Origin of the sequence: Chitinilyticum aquatile DSM 21506, assembly GCF_000430805.1 — a bacterium.
Lineage (GTDB): Bacteria > Pseudomonadota > Gammaproteobacteria > Burkholderiales > Chitinibacteraceae > Chitinilyticum > Chitinilyticum aquatile.
The window spans coordinates 131302-147465 of sequence record NZ_KE387260.1; the positions used below are offsets into that span (position 1 = coordinate 131302).

The following is a 16164-nucleotide window of genomic DNA, read 5'->3' on the forward strand; positions in this document are numbered from 1 at the left end:
ACATGCGTATTGCGGTCTTCGACAGCAAACCCTATGACGAGCAGGCCCTGAACGAAGCCAATGCAGCACACGGCTACGAACTGGCCTTTTTTGGTGACCGCCTAAGCCGCAGCACCGTGCCACTGGCGGCCGGCTTCGATGTTGTCTGCCCCTTCGTCAACGACCGTGTTGACGCCTGCACGCTCGAGCAACTTGCCCAGCTGGGCGTAAAGCTGGTGGCACTGCGCTGCGCCGGTTTCAACAATGTGGATCTGGCGGCGGCAGAAAAATACGGCATCCGCGTCGTCCGTGTTCCCGCCTATTCGCCGGAAGCCACCGCCGAGCATGCCTTTGCCCTGCTGCTGACGCTCACGCGCAAGACGCACCGTGCATTCAACCGCGTACGCGACGGCAACTTCTCGCTTGATGGCCTCGTCGGCTTCACGCTGCATGGCAAGACCTTCGGCGTGATCGGCACCGGCAAGATCGGCCAGGCCTGCATCCGCATCGCGCGCGGCTTCGGCTGCCGGGTGCTGGCGTACGACCTGTACCCGAACGCCGCGCTGGCCGCCGAGCTGGGCTTCGAATACGCCAGCCTCGACGAGATTTTCCCGCAAGCCGACATTCTCTCGCTGCATGCCCCGCTGATGGCCAACACCCATCATCTGGTCAACGCGACCAGCATCGCCCGCATGAAACGCGGCGTGGTGCTGATCAACACCAGCCGCGGCGGGCTGGTCGACAGCCAGGCGCTGCTCGATGCACTGAAAGACGGACAGATCGGCGGTGTCGGCATGGATGTGTACGAGCATGAGGAAGGCGTCTTCTTCGAAGACCTCTCCGGCGAAGCGCTGATGGACGACATCCTCGCCCGCCTGACCACCTTCCCCAATGTGATGATCACCTCGCACCAGGGTTATCTCACTACCGAGGCGCTCGCCAACATCGCCGGCACGGTATTCGGCAATGTGGCCGACTTTGCCGCCGGCAAGCCGCTCGTCAACGAGGTCCGCGCCGGTGCGTAAACTGCCGGCCCCATCGCCCCGGCTGGGGCGGTGGGTGCTGACGCTGCCCTCCTTTCTCGCCGGGCTTTTCACCCTTGGCCTCGGCCTGTTTCTCGTCATCAGCTACTACACCGACCGCAACAGCCGCTCGGAACTGATGGAGCAGGATCTGCTCTGGCAGAAACAGGCCATCCAGCTGCAGATGAGCAATACGCGGCACGAGCTGGAAAGTCTCGCCGCCACACTGGCCGCCAATGGCCTGACTTCGGCGGATTTCACTGCACGGACACTCTCGCTGATCCAGAACACCCCCGAGCTGGTCAGCCTTGCCTATGTGGATGAAACCGGCCAGACGCGCTGGCGCACGCCGCTCAATCCGGCCGGAAATGAAGCTCCGCTGTCACACCGCAACCTGATTGCCCAGCGCTCCGCCGTGCTGCTGGCCGATGAATCGGTCTACAGCATGCCAATCACCGATCTGGGTAATAAAAACTCGCTGATCGCGCTGACTGTCCCTGTGAAGCTGCCCTATGCCGGGCGGCATTTCCTCATTGCCCAGTTCGACCTCAACCGCCTGCTCGGCCAGCAGGTGCCGTGGTGGATCGGACAGCGCTACCAGATCAGCCTGGTACGTCCCGATGGCAGCGTACTCGCGCACAAGTTCGACCGCCGCCAGGACCCGGACAAGCTCGCACAACAGATCCAGCTTGATGTCGGCCCCGAGCATTTCATGCTGCAGGCGCGCGTCTATCGTGAACATGGCGACTGGCGGCAAAATGCGCTGCTGGTCGCGCTGATCGGCCTGTCGCTGCTGATGCTGGCCTCGACCTGGGCCATGCGGCGCCACATCCGCGAACGCCAGAAAACCGAAGCCTTGCTGCGGCGCGAAACCGCGATGCGGATGGCCATGGAAGATTCGCTGGTCACCGGCACGCGCGTGATGGATCTGGAAGGCCGGCTGACCTTTGTAAACCGCGCCTTCTGCTCGATGACGGGCTACAGCGCCGAAGAGCTGCTCGCCGCCGAACAGATCATGCCCTACTGGCCACCGGAAGAACTCGACGCCTGCCTTGCCATCAACCGCCGCATTCTCGCCGGCGAAAGTGGCAGCAGCGGCTTCCAGTGCCGTTTCCAGCGCCGCAATGGCGAGCGCTTCGACGCTCGCATCTACGCGGCGAAGCTGGTCGATGGCGAAGGTCAGCACATCGGCTGGATCAGCTCCTTCTACGACATCACCGAATTGCAGCGCGAGCGCGAAGCGCTGCAGGCCTCGCACGAGCGCTTTGTCACCGTGCTCAACGGTCTGGATGCCGCCGTGGTCGTCTCTGATGCGCAAAGCGGCGAACTGCTGCTGTCCAACCCGCAGTACAACACCGCCTTCAACCTCCCCGAAGAACACGAGCGCTGCTGTGTGCTGCCGCTGCTGCCGCGCGAGCAGACCGCCGCACTGCCGGGCGAATGGTTCGACGAATACGGCCAGCACTGGTACCAGATCAAGAGCCGCCCGAGCATCTGGGTCGATGGCTCACTGGTCTGGCTGGAAATCATCACCGACACCACCGCACTGAAAGATGCACAGCAGCGCGAGCAGCAGCAGAACGAGCAGCTGCAGCAGACCAGCCGCCTGATTTCGATGGGTGAAATGGCTTCCAGCCTGGCGCACGAGCTGAACCAGCCGCTGGCCGCGATTGCCAGCTACGCCACCGGCTGCCGCAACCTGCTCACGCAGGCCGAGCCCAATCTGCGCCAGCTTGACCAGGCCATCGAAAAAATGGCCGAGCAGGCCAAGCGCGCCGGCCTGATCATCCGCGGCATCCGCGAATTCGTGCAGCGCCGCGCACCGCACCGCAGCGCCTGCGCCATCGACCAGCTGCTCGCCACCGTGCAGGTGCTGCTCGCCGCGCAGGTCAAGAAAAACCAGATCCAGCTCGACATCAGCTGCGACCCGGCGCTGCCGCCGGTGTTCGCCGACCCGGTCATGCTGGAGCAGGTGCTGTTCAACCTGATGAAGAACGCCATTGAAGCCATGGCCGACACGCCACCGCGCGAACGCCGCCTCAGCGTCACCGCCCGGCGGGCAGAAAGCATGCTGCAGGTCACGATCAGTGATCAGGGGACTGGCATCAGCGCCGAACAACTGGAACAATTGTTCAAAGCGTTCTACACCACCAAGGAAACCGGCATGGGCATGGGGCTGAACATCTGCCGCTCCATCATCGAGCACCATCAGGGCCGTCTGTGGGTAGAATCGAATTCCGGCGGCGGCAGCCGCTTCCACTTTACCGTACCCCTTTCCGAGGACAGCCATGCCCGCGAACCCTGAACGCCGTATCGGCATTGTCGATGATGACGATGCCCTGCGTGACGCCCTCTCCTGGCTTTTTTCGACACGCAATCACTCGGTGAGCACCTTTGCCAGTGCCGAAGCGCTGCTGAACGATTACCAGCCGGATGATTTCGGCTGTCTGGTGCTCGATGTACGCATGCCCGGCATGGGTGGCCAGGAGCTGTTCGAAAAGCTGAAGAGCTACAGCTACTGCCCGCCGGTGATTTTCCTTACCGGCCATGGTGATGTGCCGATGGCAGTGGCCGCGCTGAAGGAAGGCGCGGCCGACTTCATCGAAAAACCGTTTTCCGACAATGACATGGTCGACCTGGTCGAGCGTTGTCTGGCCGACGACCTCACCCGCCGTGGCGAGTGGCAGACACGCGCCTCGGTCAGCCAGCGGCTGGAAACGCTCACGCCGCGCGAACGCGAAGTGATGAAGCTGATCCTCACCGGCCGGCTGAACAAGCAGATTGCCGACGACCTCGGCATCTCGATGAAAACCGTCGAAGTGCACCGCGCGCGCATCCTCGAAAAGATGGCCGTGAAAACCGCAATGGAGCTCGCCGCACTGCTGCGCGAAGCCGGCGTCGAAGGCTGAGTTCCAGCTACTGACATACATCACACCCCTTATGACCAGGGCCATTTAAAATGAATGGCTCTGGCTACATACCCATCCAATACCCGCCATGCTGATGCTCATTTCGCCAGCGAAAACGCTGGACTACACCTCGCCCTGCCCGGAAACCGCCACCACCCAGCCCGATTTCATGCCCGATGCGGCGCGGCTGATCGCCATCCTGCGCAACCTGAGCCCGGCGCAGCTAGCGGAACTGATGCACATTTCTGATGAGCTGGCCGTCCTCAATACCGGCCGCTACCAGAGCTGGCAGCCTGAAGCCACGCCAGACAACGCCCGCGCCGCCGTCTTTGCCTTCATGGGCGATGTGTATGAGGGCCTCGATGCCGCCACGCTCAACGCGCCGCAGCGCGACTATCTGGCGCGCAACCTGCGCATTCTTTCGGGGCTGTACGGCCTCTTGCGTCCCTTCGATCTGCTGCAACCCTACCGGCTGGAAATGGGGACGCGGCTCGCCAACCCGCAAGGCAGGGATCTCTATGCCTTCTGGGGCGAGCGCATCACCGATGCCATTGCCGCCCTGCAGCCCAGGGCGATCATCAACCTCGCCAGCGAGGAGTACTTCAAGGCGGTAAAACCACGCCTGCTGGATTGCCCGGTGATCACGCCGGTATTCGAGGATTTCAAGAACGGCAAGTACAAGATCATCAGTTTCTACGCCAAGCGCGCGCGCGGCCTGATGGTGCGCTATGCCGCGCAGAACGGCATTCGCGAGCCGCAACAGCTGCGCGCTTTCGATCTGGATGGCTATGCGCTGGACGAGTCTGCCAGCGATGCCGTACGCTGGGTTTTCCGCCGCAACATCACTGACTGAAGGCTTGCAGATCACGGCAGTCGCAGCTAGGCTTGATTACCCTCTCTGCATCCGTACTGGCCATGAACAGCTCAGCAGAATCCCGCCTCAATCTCCTGCTGGCCACCAGCAATGACACCCTGTGGCTGTGGGACATGCAGCAGGATGCCACCCAGTTCGGCAGCCCCTGGCGCAGCATGCTGGGCATCGCGGACGGCGCGCCACTGGGTAACGGTATTGATGAATGGCTGAACCGCGTGCATCCCGATGAGCACCCCCGCGTCAGCCAGGCACTGCAGCAGCACATTTCCGGCATCACCCCGCTGTTCGAATGCGAACACCGCCTGCAGCACCAGGATGGTTCGTGGCGCTGGGTGCTGCTGCGGGCACGCTGCCTGCGCGACGAAGCAGGCCGGGCCGTGGAAATGGCCGGCTCCTTCACCGACATCACCGAGCACAAGGTGCTCGACCCGTACACGCGGCTCCCCAACCGCATCCTGTTTCTCGACAGGCTGGAGCGTTCGCTCTCGCGCCTGCGCCACGCGCGCAATCACGTGGTTGCCGTACTGAACCTGCGCACGCATCTGGCCCAGGGCTACGCCGAACTGCTCAGCCACGACCAGATGACGCAACTGGCGCGCACGCTGGGCGAGCGCATCGCCAGCGAAATCCGCCCCTGGGATCTGGTCGCACAGTTTTCCGACATGGAGTTTTCCGTGCTGCTGGAAATGGTCGCCACCACCGACGACCTGCCGGCCATTTTCAAGCGCCTGCTGGAAGTGCTGCGCAAGCCCATCCAGATTGACGACAACCTGGTCAGCGTCCACGTTGCCATCGGCGCCGCCGACAGCACGGTCATTGCCAGCAATGAGGAACAGCTGCTGCGCGCGGCAGAGAGCGCCGCCGCGCTGGCGCAGGAACACGGCGACAACCAGTACGTGCACTACGACCCCAGCACGCAAGACAAGCTGAGCCGGCGCCTGCGTTTCGAAAGCGAGCTGCTGCGCGCCATCGAGGATGCCGCCTTCGAGCCGCATTTCCAGCCCATACTCCATCTCGACGACGGCCGGCTGGCGGGATTCGAGGCACTGGTACGCTGGCCGCGCGCCGGCGGCATCGTCAATCCCGACGACTTCATTCCGGTGCTCGAACGCCAGGGCCTGATCAGCCAGCTGACCTGGATCATGCTGCAGAAAAGCCTGGTCAGCCACGAGCGCTGGATTGCCGCCGGGCTGATCCCGGCCAGCAGCCGCGTCAGCGTCAATTTTCCGCCCGAACAGCTGCAGGACCCGGGCCTTGTCGGCCTCCTGCGCGTGATGCTCGACAATGTCGGCGTGGCGACCAGCCGGCTGAAAGTGGAAATCACCGAACGCTCGCTGGTCTCCGATTCCGGCATGGTGCAGCAGACGCTGCTGGCGCTCGACGAAGCCGGCATCGAAGTCGCGCTCGACGATTTCGGCACCGGCTACTCCTCGCTGTCGATGCTGCACCGCTTCGAACTCGACAACCTGAAAATCGACCGCAGCTTCGTGAGCGCACTGGAAGAAAGCGCGCAAGCCTGCAGCATCACGCGGGCGATTGTCGGGCTGGCCGCCGCCAGCAGCCTGACCACCACCGCCGAGGGTATCGAAACCGTGCCACAACTGCGTCATCTGCGCAGCTACGGCGTGACCTTCGGGCAGGGCTATCTCTTCAGCCGCGCCCTGCCGGCCGACGACGTGGCCCGCTGGGTAAGCGAAGACCTGCCCCGCCTGCAGCGCCTGTTCACTGAGCTGGCCAGCGAAGGCGGCTAGTCCACCTCGCCGGGCTCACACCATTTCAGTCGCAGGACTCAGCGGCAGCGGTCAGCACAGACCATCACGATGGCCAGCAAGGCACAGGATGACTGCCGCCACTGTAGCCGCCTGGTCGTATGCTCCCCCGGCGGACGATCAGGCCCATCAGGCCGGCATCAGGCGTTCTGCGCCGGTCAGCTGCGGCAGGCCGTGGCGGGCACGCGCTGTCGTGCAGCGCTCGTCGCCGGGCTCGACCCCGCGACAGGTGCTGGCGCGCTGCTCGTAGATGCGGCAGGCCACCGCACTGCCAACCTTGCCATCCAGCGCCACGCACCTGACCGGATGGCTGGTCGTACCACGCATCGCCACCAGAAACGGGCTGACCGGCTCGACCAGCGCCTGCGGCACGGTGCCGCCACGCACGCCATCGCTTTCGCCGAAATAGAAGGAAACACGGTAGCTGGCGCAACACGCGCCACAGGAGAGACAGGGATGGCTCATGCTGCAGAACGGAGTACACACGATCAACAGCGCGGCATTAAAACAAAGCGGCAAGGCTGAAGCAAGCCGCCCGCCGCAGCGCAAATTACCCGGCCATGTATGCCGCCATAGCCAATGAAATGTCTGTCTCAGGGAGGCATACATGCCCCCCTTTTTCGCGCTTAATGTGACCAGAAACGCTCCAGCCAGCCCTTCTTCTGCCAGCTGCGCTGGGCGCCGCGCGACAGGAAATGCTCGGTATAGCGCTTGTCGCCTTCGAGGATATGGTTGGTCAGCCAGTTGCGCAGGAAGTGCAGCAGCTCGAAGGTCACCGTCTCGCCGGCAGCCATGCGCTGCTGCAGTGACTGCATCTGGGCGACCAGCGCCTCGTGATGGCCCTTGTGCTCCTCGTAGTCGGGGTAGCCCAGAATGCGCATCAGGCTTTCCTCCACCGTGAAATGGATGCGCGTGTAGTCGGCCAGCCGGTTCAGGATTTCCGCCGACGCCGCGCTGCCGTGGTGGTGCCGGATGGCGTCATGCAATTCATTGAGCAGATTCACCAGCACCTTGTGCTGCTCGTCGATTTCCTGGATGCCGACTGACAGCTCGTCCGACCACTCGATCAGCTTGTCCATGTAACTCCCCTTCTTTCTTGTTGTAGGAAGGGGAAACTGTGACAAAAGCCGCAGGGGAAATATTGATCTGAATCAAGTCACGCAGCTAGCGCGATACGGCCGCCAGCCCGGCATTGAAACGCCGCAACAGCGCTTCGGCATCGGGACGGTTGCGCGGGATGATGAGATGCAGCGAAAGGCTGCCCATTTCCTGCCCCAATAGCTGCGGCTGCGGTAGCGAAGCCGGCAATTCGCGCAACGCCTGCCGCCCCTGTTCGCGGTCGGTAATCGTGAAATCCGCCTGCCCCAGCGCAATCATTTTCATGCAGGAGCGCATGTCATACGGATGGGCATAGGTCAGTTCGCCCGCTTTGAGCATCTGCTCGATTGGCGCCAGATGTGCCCAGCCATGCGGCAGGCAATAGCGCAGGCCACGCAGGGTTTCCGGGCGGGCGCCATCGAGCTTGCTGCCAGCCCGACCGAACACGTAAAACTTCAGATCGAACAGCGGCGCGGAATACAGAAACAGCTTTTCACGCTCAGCCGTGGTGATATATGGATAGGTTGCGGCAAATTCACCCGCCAGCGTCGCCTGATAGCCATTCTGCCAGGGGCGCCAGCTCAACTCGGCACTCAGGCCTGCTCTTGCCATTGCGGCACGTACCAGTTCGGTCGCCTGGCCGCCACCGGGCAGCTGCGGATCGGCAAATGGCGGGTAGCCTGGGCCGGAAACAATCGGCAGCGGCTCAGCCACCAGCCACGACGGCCAGCACAGCAAGCAACACAGTAGCAGCCTCAGCATGGGACGAAGGGCCATGAATTCCTCCTGAAGTGGCTGCAGCACATGCTTCAGGCTAGCAGCTGCCCTGTTGCTGGCCAGCTGCAAACGGCAAACGGCAATGTCAGCCGAACAGTGCCACCGCCTGCCGCACCGTTTCCGCCTGGATCGCGACAGTCTCGGCAATGGGCTCGGCGTAGCCGCCGCCCATCGTCACCGCCACCGGCACGCCAAAGCGCCGGCACGCAGCGAACACCTGACGGTCGCGCTCGGCCAGCCCGGCACGGCTGAGATTCAGCTTGCCCAGCCGGTCGCCGGCGTAGCTGTCGGCGCCGGCCAGATAGATCACCAGATCGGGCGCGGCCAGCGCGAACAGCTGTGGCAGTGTACCGGCCAGCAGCGCAAAATAGCCCGCGTCGTCGCAGCCGTCGTCCAGTTCGATATCCCAGTCGCTGGCTTCCTTGGTGAACGGGAAATTGTTGCGCCCGTGCATGGAAAACGTGAACAGCGCAGGATCATCGCGCAGCATGTGTGCGGTGCCGTTGCCCTGGTGCACGTCCAGATCGATCACCAGCGCGCGGCGGATCGCGCCGTCGCGCTGCAGCACGCGCAGCGCCACCGCCGAATCGTTGAACACGCAGAAGCCGCTGCCGTGATCGGCATAGGCATGGTGCGTGCCGCCGGCCAGACTCACCCCACAGCCCTCGGCCAGCGCCGCACGGCACGCGGCAATCGTCGCGCCGGTCGACGCCCGCGAGCGCAGCACCAGCTCGGGCGACCACGGCAGGCCGATTACGCGTTCTTCGGCAGGCGTCAGCAGCCCGGCCAGTTGCCGCTGCACATAGTTCGGCGTGTGCGCCGCCAGCAGCTCGTCGGTCGTGGCAACGGGGGTATCAACACACAGCCCTTTCGCAAAAAGGGCTACCTGCTCATACAGCATGGTGTATTTGATCACCGGGAAACGGTGGCCCGCCGGCAGCGGCAGCGGGTAGTGGTCGGAGCGGAAGATTTTCATGGCAGCTGCGCTCAGGCCAGATCCAGACCGAAGCGTGTCACACCGCAGTGCAGGCAGACAAAGCGGTACAGCGCGACCGAGCCACCTGGCACGTACGATGCCGCAAAAGCGGCCCAGCCGCCACGCCAGAAGGGGTAATCCTGCGCGAAGAGCGCGATGCTCGCAGCGCTGGCCGACTCCACATCGGCGAGGCCTGCCTCTCCGTGAAAGGCACAGGCATCGCCGCAGTGATGCTGCCACACCTCCTGCTGCCAGCTCGGATAGCCCGGCGTGCGCCCGCACACCTCGTTCACCACCGCCAGCGGCAGCCCCGCCTGCAATAGCGGATAATCGTCGACAAAGCTCGCCGCATACTTCGCCTCGGCCGCACCATCGGCAATGCACCACGGGCAGATCGCCTCCGCCAGATCGTCGTGCACGGAGTACGGCGCCAGCGCATACAGAAACCCGCGCGCCTGCCCGCAGCAGACGCATGGCTTGTTGCTGGCAACAATCGCGCCGGTGGCCAGCGGGTCGGGGTGGTAGCGGAAACGGAGCAGAGGCGGCATGGTCTAGGGCCTGCAAACGGGAAAGCGCTCATTGGGCAACAAGCGCGATGGCAAAGCAAGCCATCCTGCCTGCACTTCGGCACGGCGCAAATACATCGTGCCGCAGGCACAGGAAAACAAAACCTTCGGAAGCAATCCGACGGCTTAATTCATCCACATTAGGTTTTATGCGCTTGCGGCGCGGTGTTAGCATGCCGGGGGTGCCCTGCGGCACGTCAGGGGGCTTGTCTTGCCAAGCCCCCCGACACCCCGAAGGCGCGCCCGCTTCGCCGCCCCGCTGCGCGGGGTGCCCTGCGATGCTCGCAAACCACAGCGCGGGTTCGAAACTCACCCTACGGGCTCAAACATCTCACCCGCGAAACCCTGTGGCCTGCTGCGCTTCTCGGCGGCTGCGAGGGCATCGCGCACTAAACACATTTAGGCATACCCATATAGTTATAACCACACAGCCCAATAATTTAAAAGGCTACAGCTGCATACCCGTCATTGAATGGCGGGTTACCCCGTTGGCTAACCCACCCTACGAATCACCATAGCTGCCAATTAGCACGCCCCGCCCTGAAGCCGCCGAGAAGCGCAGTGGTGATCAGGGTTTCGGCTGGCGACTGCTTGAGGCCGCAGGCCGAGTTTGAGCCAGCCGCTGAGCGCCACGAGCATCGCAGGGCAGCCGCCGCAGGCGGCCGGCGGACCGGGCTCGGCTTTGGGGTGAAGGGGGATTTGCCGAGACAAATCCTCCTTCCCGTCCGCCGGGCGGAACCGGCATGAAAACACCGTGCCGCAGGCACATAAAACAAAACCGCCGAACATGGTCGGCGGTTGGGTTCATGCAGCGATTACATCTTGTGATGGGTATCGCTACGCTCCACCCATCCTACGAGCTACAAATAACCATCTCGGATGTGATTAAAATTAATCGAATAATCACCTCGACCTTGAATGGCACAATGCAGATCCAAATCGGCGGTAATAACAATCAATTCCGGGGACGACACTTCGACCAAAGAAGCATCAGTCAAGCCGAGCCTCAAAAAATCAAACTTCGAGCTAACTTCGCAACTAGCGATATAACTTTCTTTTAACTCAGCAATAACACAACCAAGAAAAACAAATATCTCTGTCTTTGCAGGGTCCGCAATATTTGCCGCTAAATTCGACGTTTCCGTCAAGATATTAGGGGTCAACACGACACTATCTGAATTCCGAACGATGTTTGACAGTACATCAAAATCCTGCTCGGTAAAACTCGTCAGCCTCTTATGTTTTGCAATATAAGATCGAGAGACACTTCCGACAACATACAACAGAAGAAGATTAGTATCGAGAATGATCGAACCTAACTTCAATTTTTAAGAATCCTATCTTTAACAGACAAAACATTATGTGATGAATTAGAAATAGTCACGACCTTAAATGCTCTACGTGGGCCACCCGACGCAATTGCGGCCAATGTATTTGATGGCGCATCCCAAGGTCTAGAGAAGCCTATTGTTACCACCCACTCATCATCTGGCTGGACTAACTCGACCTCTTCCAAGCCTACATTTACGAGCTCCTCGTCAGAAAACAATTCTAATACATAATCCTTGGCGATCTTTACTGCCTGTTTTACATCCATACAACCTCCTTGATAGATGCCTCTGTACAAAGAGGCATCACAAATTCGCGAAATTAACCCACCTTCTTCTTCAACAACTCCAACGCCATCCCCGGGTTGGCCTTGCCCCCAGACCCCTTCATCACCTGACCCACCAGCGCATTGAGCGCCTTTTCCTTCCCGCTGCGATATTCTTCAATCGCCTTCGGGTTGGCGGCGAGCACCGCGTCGACGATCGCTTCGATCGCGCCGGTGTCGGTTTCCTGCTTCAGGCCATCGCGCTCAATGATGGTGTCAGCGGAATCACCCGACTCCCACATCTTCTTCAGCACGTCCTTGGCGGTCTTGTTGTTGATCGTGTTGTCCATCACCCGCTTGATGAGCAGTGCCAGCGCCTCGGCGGACACCGGCGACTCGGCGATGGTCTTCTCTTCGCGGTTCAGTGTGGCCGACACGTCGCCCATGATCCAGTTCGATGCCAGCTTGGCATCCGCGCCGGCGGCAACCACCGCTTCGAAGAACGCTGCCATTTCCTTGGAGCTGGTCAGCGTGGTCGCGTCATACGCCGGGATGCCGTATTGCGACTGGAAGCGCGCCTGCATGGCCACCGGCAGTTCCGGCAGCGTAGCCTTCACGCGTTCGATCCACTCGTCGGCGATCACCAGCGGCGGCAGGTCGGGATCGGGGAAGTAGCGGTAGTCGTGCGCGTCCTCTTTCGAGCGCATCATCCGGGTTTCGCCGGTATCCGGGTCGAACAGGATGGTGGCCTGCTGGATCTTGCGGCCTTCCTCGATTTCGCCGATCTGCCAGTTCACCTCGTACTTGATCGCCTGCTCCATGAACTTGAACGAGTTCAGGTTCTTGATTTCGCGGCGGGTACCGAATTCCTGCTGGCCTTCCGGGCGCACCGAGACGTTCACGTCACAGCGGAAGCTGCCTTCCTGCATATTGCCGTCGCAGATGCCGATCCACGTTACCAGCGAATACAAGGCTTTCGCGTAGGCCACAGCTTCCTGCCAGCTGCGCATTTCCGGCTCGGAGACGATTTCCAGCAGCGGCGTGCCGGCGCGGTTCAGGTCGATGCCGCTCATGCCGTGGAAGTCTTCGTGCACCGACTTGCCGGCGTCTTCTTCCAGATGCGCGCGGGTGAGGTTGATGACCTTCTCGACGCCATCGACATTGATCGTGATCGCGCCGCCTTCAACCACCGGCAGTTCGAACTGGCTGATCTGGTAGCCCTTGGGCAGATCGGGGTAGAAGTAATTCTTGCGGGCGAACACCGACTTCTGGTTGATCTTGGCGCCGATGGCCAGGCCGAACTGGATGGCCTTGTCGACCGCTGCCTTGTTCATCACCGGCAGCGCGCCCGGCAGGGCGATATCCACAACGGCGGTCTGCGTGTTCGGCGCGGCACCGAAGGCGGTGCTGGCGCCGGAAAAAATCTTCGATTGCGTGGTGAGCTGGGTGTGCACTTCCAGCCCGATGACGACTTCCCATTTCATGATTGCTGTCCTCGTGCCGGTTTATAGGATTGGAGCTTTAGCGTGCCAGTCGGTCGCCTGCTGGAACTGGTGCGCGACGTTGAGCATCTTCGCTTCGCCCAGATAGTTGCCGATGATCTGCAGGCCAACCGGACGGCCATTGCTGCCGAAGCCAACCGGAATGCTCAGCGCCGGCAGGCCGGCGAGGTTCACGCCCAAGGTGTAGATGTCGGCCAGATACATCGCCACCGGGTCGTCGGACTTCTCGCCCAGATTCCACGCGGTGGTCGGCGCCACCGGGCCGAGGATCACGTCGCAGTCCTTGAACGCGGCGACAAAATCGTTGGCGATGATGCGGCGGATCTTCTGCGCCTGCAGGTAGTAGGCGTCGTAGTAGCCGTGGCTCAGTACATAGGTGCCGGTGAGAATGCGGCGCTTCACTTCCCAGCCAAAGCCCTCGGCACGGGTCTTTTCATACATGTCGGCCAGGCCGTCGTAGTTCGCCGCACGATGGCCGTAGCGCACGCCGTCAAAGCGGCTGAGGTTGCTGGAGGCTTCCGCCGGCGCGATCACGTAGTAGGACGGAATCGCCAGCTTGGTGTTCGGCAGCGACACGTCAACGACCGTGGCGCCGAGCTTTTTCAGTTCAGTGACCGCGGCTTCGATGGCGGCGGCGACATCGCCAGCCAGACCTTCGGCGAAGTATTCGCGCGGCAGGCCGACTTTGACGCCAGCCAGCGGCTGGTTGAGGTCGCGGGTGTAGTCTTCCTTGGCGTGTTCGAGGCTGGTGGAATCCTTGTCGTCGAAACCGGCCATCACGTTCAACAACAGTGCGCAGTCTTCCGCGGTATGCGCAAATGCACCGCCCTGATCGAGCGAAGACGCATAGGCAATCATGCCGTAACGGCTCACCACGCCGTAGGTCGGCTTGATGCCGGTAATGCCACAGAACGATGCGGGCTGGCGGATCGAGCCGCCGGTATCCGTGCCGGTGGCAAACGGCGCGAGGCCGGCCGCAACCGCCGCGGCCGAGCCGCCCGATGAACCGCCGGGAACCGCGTTCAGATCCCAGGGGTTTTTCACCGCGCCGTAGAAGCTGTTTTCGTTCGACGAGCCCATCGCGAACTCATCCATGTTCGCGCGGCCCAGCGTTACCAGACCGGCGGCTTTGGCGTTCGCGATCACGGTAGCGTCGTAGGGCGACACAAAATTGTCGAGCATCTTCGAGCCACAGGTAGTCTTCCAGCCTTCCGCGCAGAAAATGTCCTTGTGCGCAACGGGCACGCCGGTCAAAAGCCCGGCATTGCCGGCGGCGCGCGCGGCATCGGCGGCGCGGGCTTCCGCGAGGGTTTTTTCGCCATCAACGGTGATAAAGGCATTGAGCCTGGGATTGAGCGCGGCGATGCGGGCGAGGTAGTCCTGCGCCAGCTCGACCGCCGACACCTGGCCGGCGGCCAGTGCGGCGGATAATTCTTTGACGGTTTTCATGATTGATTAAACCTGATCAGGTATTGATTTGTAGCCAAACGAATCAGAGGGCTGCAGATGCATACCCAGTTGAAACTGATTATTCGATGACTTTCGGCACGAGGTAGAGGCCATTCTCGACCGCCGGTGCGACAGCCTGGAAGGCCGCACGGCGATCCGGGGCGGTGGCGGCGTCGTCACGCAGACGCAGGAAGACATCCTGGGCGTGCGCCATCGGCTCGATGCCGGTGGTGTCAACGGCGCGCATTTCGTCGATCAGATGCAGGATGCGGTTGAGCTGATTTTGGGTCGCCGCGAGTTCATCGGCGGTCACGGCAATGCGCGACAGGCGGGCAATGCGGCTTACATCTTCCAGAGAGAGTGACATGGTATAAATTCCCAGCCAAAGCCTTCAATAACGTCAACGCATTAGGGTATCATACGCGGTTTGTTTCTCCCAAACCGGTGCGCCAGCAAATCCGGGGCGGAAAACAAGACGACGGGCGGCGCGCCGCGATGTTGCATTGCAACACAAACCGCGCTACAAGCTTATTCAAGATTCCCGGTGGACGGCATTCCGGCCACCCTGATCGCAACCTCCCATTTCCATTGCGAGAAACCCGATGTTTGGACTTTCCGGCTACTTCGCCAACGATATCGCCATTGACCTTGGCACCGCCAATACGCTGATCTACATGCAGGGCAAGGGCATCGTGCTTGACGAGCCTTCCGTCGTTGCCATCCAGCAGGAAGGCGGTCCTTCCGGCAAGAAAACCATTCTGGCCGTGGGCGCCGAAGCGAAGAAGATGCTGGGCCGCACGCCGGGCAGCATCAATGCGATCCGCCCGATGAAGGACGGCGTGATCGCCGACTTCACCATCACCGAGCAGATGCTCAAGCAGTTCATCAAGAAAGTTAATCCCTCCCGCCTGTTTGCCTCCCCTCCCCGCATTGTCATCTGCGTTCCCTGCGGCTCCACCCAGGTCGAACGCCGCGCGATCCGCGAGTCCGCACTGGGCGCCGGCGCGCGCAAGGTCGAGCTGATCGAGGAGCCGATGGCCGCGGCCATCGGTGCCGGCCTGCCGGTTGAAGAAGCGACCGGTTCGATGGTGGTCGACATCGGCGGAGGCACCACCGAAGTCGGCGTGATCTCGCTGGGCGGTATCGTGTATGCCAACAGCGTGCGCGTCGGTGGCGACAAGTTCGATGAATCCATCATCAACTACATCCGCCGCAACTACGGCATGCTGATCGGCGAAACCACCGCCGAAGAAATCAAGAAGCGCATCGGCTCGGCCTTCCCCGGCGCCGAAGTGCGCGAAATGGACGTGAAGGGCCGCAATCTGGCCGAAGGCATCCCGCGCTCCTTCACCATTTCCAGCAACGAAATCCTCGAAGCGCTGACCGAACCCCTGAACCAGATCGTTTCCGCCGTGAAGCAGGCGCTGGAACAGACCCCACCGGAACTGGGCGCCGACATTGCCGAAAAGGGCATGGTGCTGACCGGTGGTGGTGCGCTGCTGCGTGACCTGGATCGCCTGCTGATGGAAGAAACCGGCCTGCCGGTGATTGTTGCCGACGATCCGCTGACCTGCGTGGTACGCGGCTCGGGCATGGCCATCGACAAGCTCGACAAGGCCAGCGGCATCTTCACCAACGACTAAACACCC

General features: G+C 61.8%; 16 protein-coding genes. 6 read left to right on the forward strand and 10 right to left on the reverse strand.

Annotated elements, in window-relative coordinates; translation table 11 throughout:
- Window positions 1-2: 2 nt before the first annotated feature.
- From H559_RS0116100 to H559_RS0116120, 5 genes are all read left to right on the forward strand, one after another.
- A complete protein-coding gene (locus tag H559_RS0116100; protein ID WP_028453518.1) occupies window positions 3-1004 on the forward strand; it encodes a 2-hydroxyacid dehydrogenase in 1002 nt (333 codons plus the stop codon).
- Window positions 997-3306, forward strand: a complete 2310-nt coding sequence (locus H559_RS20830; protein WP_162143346.1) for an ATP-binding protein — start codon at window positions 997-999, stop codon at window positions 3304-3306. The genes H559_RS0116100 and H559_RS20830 overlap by 8 nt, the downstream gene beginning before the upstream one ends.
- Entirely contained in the window at window positions 3290-3910 is a 621-nt protein-coding gene (locus tag H559_RS0116110) for a response regulator transcription factor (protein ID WP_028453519.1), read from the forward strand. The genes H559_RS20830 and H559_RS0116110 overlap by 17 nt, the downstream gene beginning before the upstream one ends.
- Before the next feature lie 88 nt (window positions 3911-3998).
- Window positions 3999-4763, forward strand: coding sequence for a peroxide stress protein YaaA (gene yaaA, locus H559_RS0116115; RefSeq protein WP_028453520.1), 765 nt, complete (start codon window positions 3999-4001; stop codon window positions 4761-4763).
- A 62-nt stretch (window positions 4764-4825) separates the two neighbouring features.
- On the forward strand, window positions 4826-6535 hold the full coding sequence (locus H559_RS0116120; RefSeq protein WP_028453521.1) for a putative bifunctional diguanylate cyclase/phosphodiesterase: 1710 nt from the start codon (window positions 4826-4828) through the stop codon (window positions 6533-6535).
- A 147-nt stretch (window positions 6536-6682) separates the two neighbouring features.
- Here the strand turns inward: H559_RS0116120 and H559_RS0116125 are convergent, their stop codons facing one another.
- From H559_RS0116125 to gatC, 10 genes are all read right to left on the reverse strand, one after another.
- Complete coding sequence (locus H559_RS0116125; RefSeq protein WP_028453522.1) at window positions 6683-7018, reverse strand: YkgJ family cysteine cluster protein; 336 nt, start codon at window positions 7016-7018, stop codon at window positions 6683-6685.
- A gap of 161 nt (window positions 7019-7179) precedes the next feature.
- Window positions 7180-7632: a bacteriohemerythrin gene (locus H559_RS0116130; RefSeq protein WP_028453523.1), complete on the reverse strand. Its 453-nt coding sequence runs from the start codon at window positions 7630-7632 to the stop codon at window positions 7180-7182.
- Between the two features lie 85 nt (window positions 7633-7717).
- Window positions 7718-8428: a substrate-binding periplasmic protein gene (locus H559_RS0116135; RefSeq protein ID WP_155845467.1), complete on the reverse strand. Its 711-nt coding sequence runs from the start codon at window positions 8426-8428 to the stop codon at window positions 7718-7720.
- A gap of 85 nt (window positions 8429-8513) precedes the next feature.
- On the reverse strand, window positions 8514-9404 hold the full coding sequence (locus tag H559_RS0116140; protein WP_028453525.1) for a histone deacetylase family protein: 891 nt from the start codon (window positions 9402-9404) through the stop codon (window positions 8514-8516).
- 11 nt (window positions 9405-9415) lie between these two features.
- Window positions 9416-9952: a CbrC family protein gene (locus tag H559_RS0116145; RefSeq protein WP_028453526.1), complete on the reverse strand. Its 537-nt coding sequence runs from the start codon at window positions 9950-9952 to the stop codon at window positions 9416-9418.
- An 878-nt stretch (window positions 9953-10830) separates the two neighbouring features.
- Window positions 10831-11295, reverse strand: coding sequence for a PIN domain-containing protein (locus H559_RS22415; protein WP_081413112.1), 465 nt, complete (start codon window positions 11293-11295; stop codon window positions 10831-10833).
- The gene (locus H559_RS22420) at window positions 11292-11567 is read right to left on the reverse strand and encodes a hypothetical protein (protein WP_081413113.1); all 276 of its coding nucleotides are present in this window, start codon (window positions 11565-11567) and stop codon (window positions 11292-11294) included. The genes H559_RS22415 and H559_RS22420 overlap by 4 nt, the downstream gene beginning before the upstream one ends.
- Window positions 11568-11620: 53 nt before the next feature.
- Window positions 11621-13048, reverse strand: coding sequence for an Asp-tRNA(Asn)/Glu-tRNA(Gln) amidotransferase subunit GatB (gene gatB / locus H559_RS0116160; RefSeq protein ID WP_028453528.1), 1428 nt, complete (start codon window positions 13046-13048; stop codon window positions 11621-11623).
- 21 nt (window positions 13049-13069) lie between these two features.
- Window positions 13070-14515 carry an Asp-tRNA(Asn)/Glu-tRNA(Gln) amidotransferase subunit GatA gene (gene gatA, locus H559_RS0116165; RefSeq protein ID WP_028453529.1) on the reverse strand — a complete coding sequence of 482 codons (1446 nt, stop codon included), beginning with the start codon at window positions 14513-14515 and terminating at the stop codon, window positions 13070-13072.
- Window positions 14516-14594: 79 nt separating this feature from the next.
- Window positions 14595-14882, reverse strand: a complete 288-nt coding sequence (gene gatC, locus H559_RS0116170; RefSeq protein WP_028453530.1) for an Asp-tRNA(Asn)/Glu-tRNA(Gln) amidotransferase subunit GatC — start codon at window positions 14880-14882, stop codon at window positions 14595-14597.
- 235 nt (window positions 14883-15117) lie between these two features.
- Between gatC and H559_RS0116175 the strand changes: the two genes are divergently transcribed.
- On the forward strand, window positions 15118-16158 hold the full coding sequence (locus H559_RS0116175; protein ID WP_028453531.1) for a rod shape-determining protein: 1041 nt from the start codon (window positions 15118-15120) through the stop codon (window positions 16156-16158).
- Window positions 16159-16164 lie beyond the last annotated feature (6 nt).

Coding starts and splice junctions, on each gene's coding strand:
- H559_RS0116130 (WP_028453523.1), bottom strand. CDS start 7,632: ATGGACAAGCTGATCGAGTGGTCGGACGAGCTGTCAGTCGGCATCCAG.
- H559_RS0116110 (WP_028453519.1), top strand. CDS start 3,290: ATGCCCGCGAACCCTGAACGCCGTATCGGCATTGTCGATGATGACGAT.
- H559_RS0116175 (WP_028453531.1), top strand. CDS start 15,118: ATGTTTGGACTTTCCGGCTACTTCGCCAACGATATCGCCATTGACCTT.
- gatB (WP_028453528.1), bottom strand. CDS start 13,048: ATGAAATGGGAAGTCGTCATCGGGCTGGAAGTGCACACCCAGCTCACC.
- gatA (WP_028453529.1), bottom strand. CDS start 14,515: ATGAAAACCGTCAAAGAATTATCCGCCGCACTGGCCGCCGGCCAGGTG.
- yaaA (WP_028453520.1), top strand. CDS start 3,999: ATGCTGATGCTCATTTCGCCAGCGAAAACGCTGGACTACACCTCGCCC.
- H559_RS0116125 (WP_028453522.1), bottom strand. CDS start 7,018: ATGAGCCATCCCTGTCTCTCCTGTGGCGCGTGTTGCGCCAGCTACCGT.
- H559_RS0116140 (WP_028453525.1), bottom strand. CDS start 9,404: ATGAAAATCTTCCGCTCCGACCACTACCCGCTGCCGCTGCCGGCGGGC.
- H559_RS0116145 (WP_028453526.1), bottom strand. CDS start 9,952: ATGCCGCCTCTGCTCCGTTTCCGCTACCACCCCGACCCGCTGGCCACC.
- H559_RS0116120 (WP_028453521.1), top strand. CDS start 4,826: ATGAACAGCTCAGCAGAATCCCGCCTCAATCTCCTGCTGGCCACCAGC.
- H559_RS22420 (WP_081413113.1), bottom strand. CDS start 11,567: ATGGATGTAAAACAGGCAGTAAAGATCGCCAAGGATTATGTATTAGAA.
- H559_RS0116135 (WP_155845467.1), bottom strand. CDS start 8,428: ATGGCCCTTCGTCCCATGCTGAGGCTGCTACTGTGTTGCTTGCTGTGC.
- H559_RS0116100 (WP_028453518.1), top strand. CDS start 3: ATGCGTATTGCGGTCTTCGACAGCAAACCCTATGACGAGCAGGCCCTG.
- gatC (WP_028453530.1), bottom strand. CDS start 14,882: ATGTCACTCTCTCTGGAAGATGTAAGCCGCATTGCCCGCCTGTCGCGC.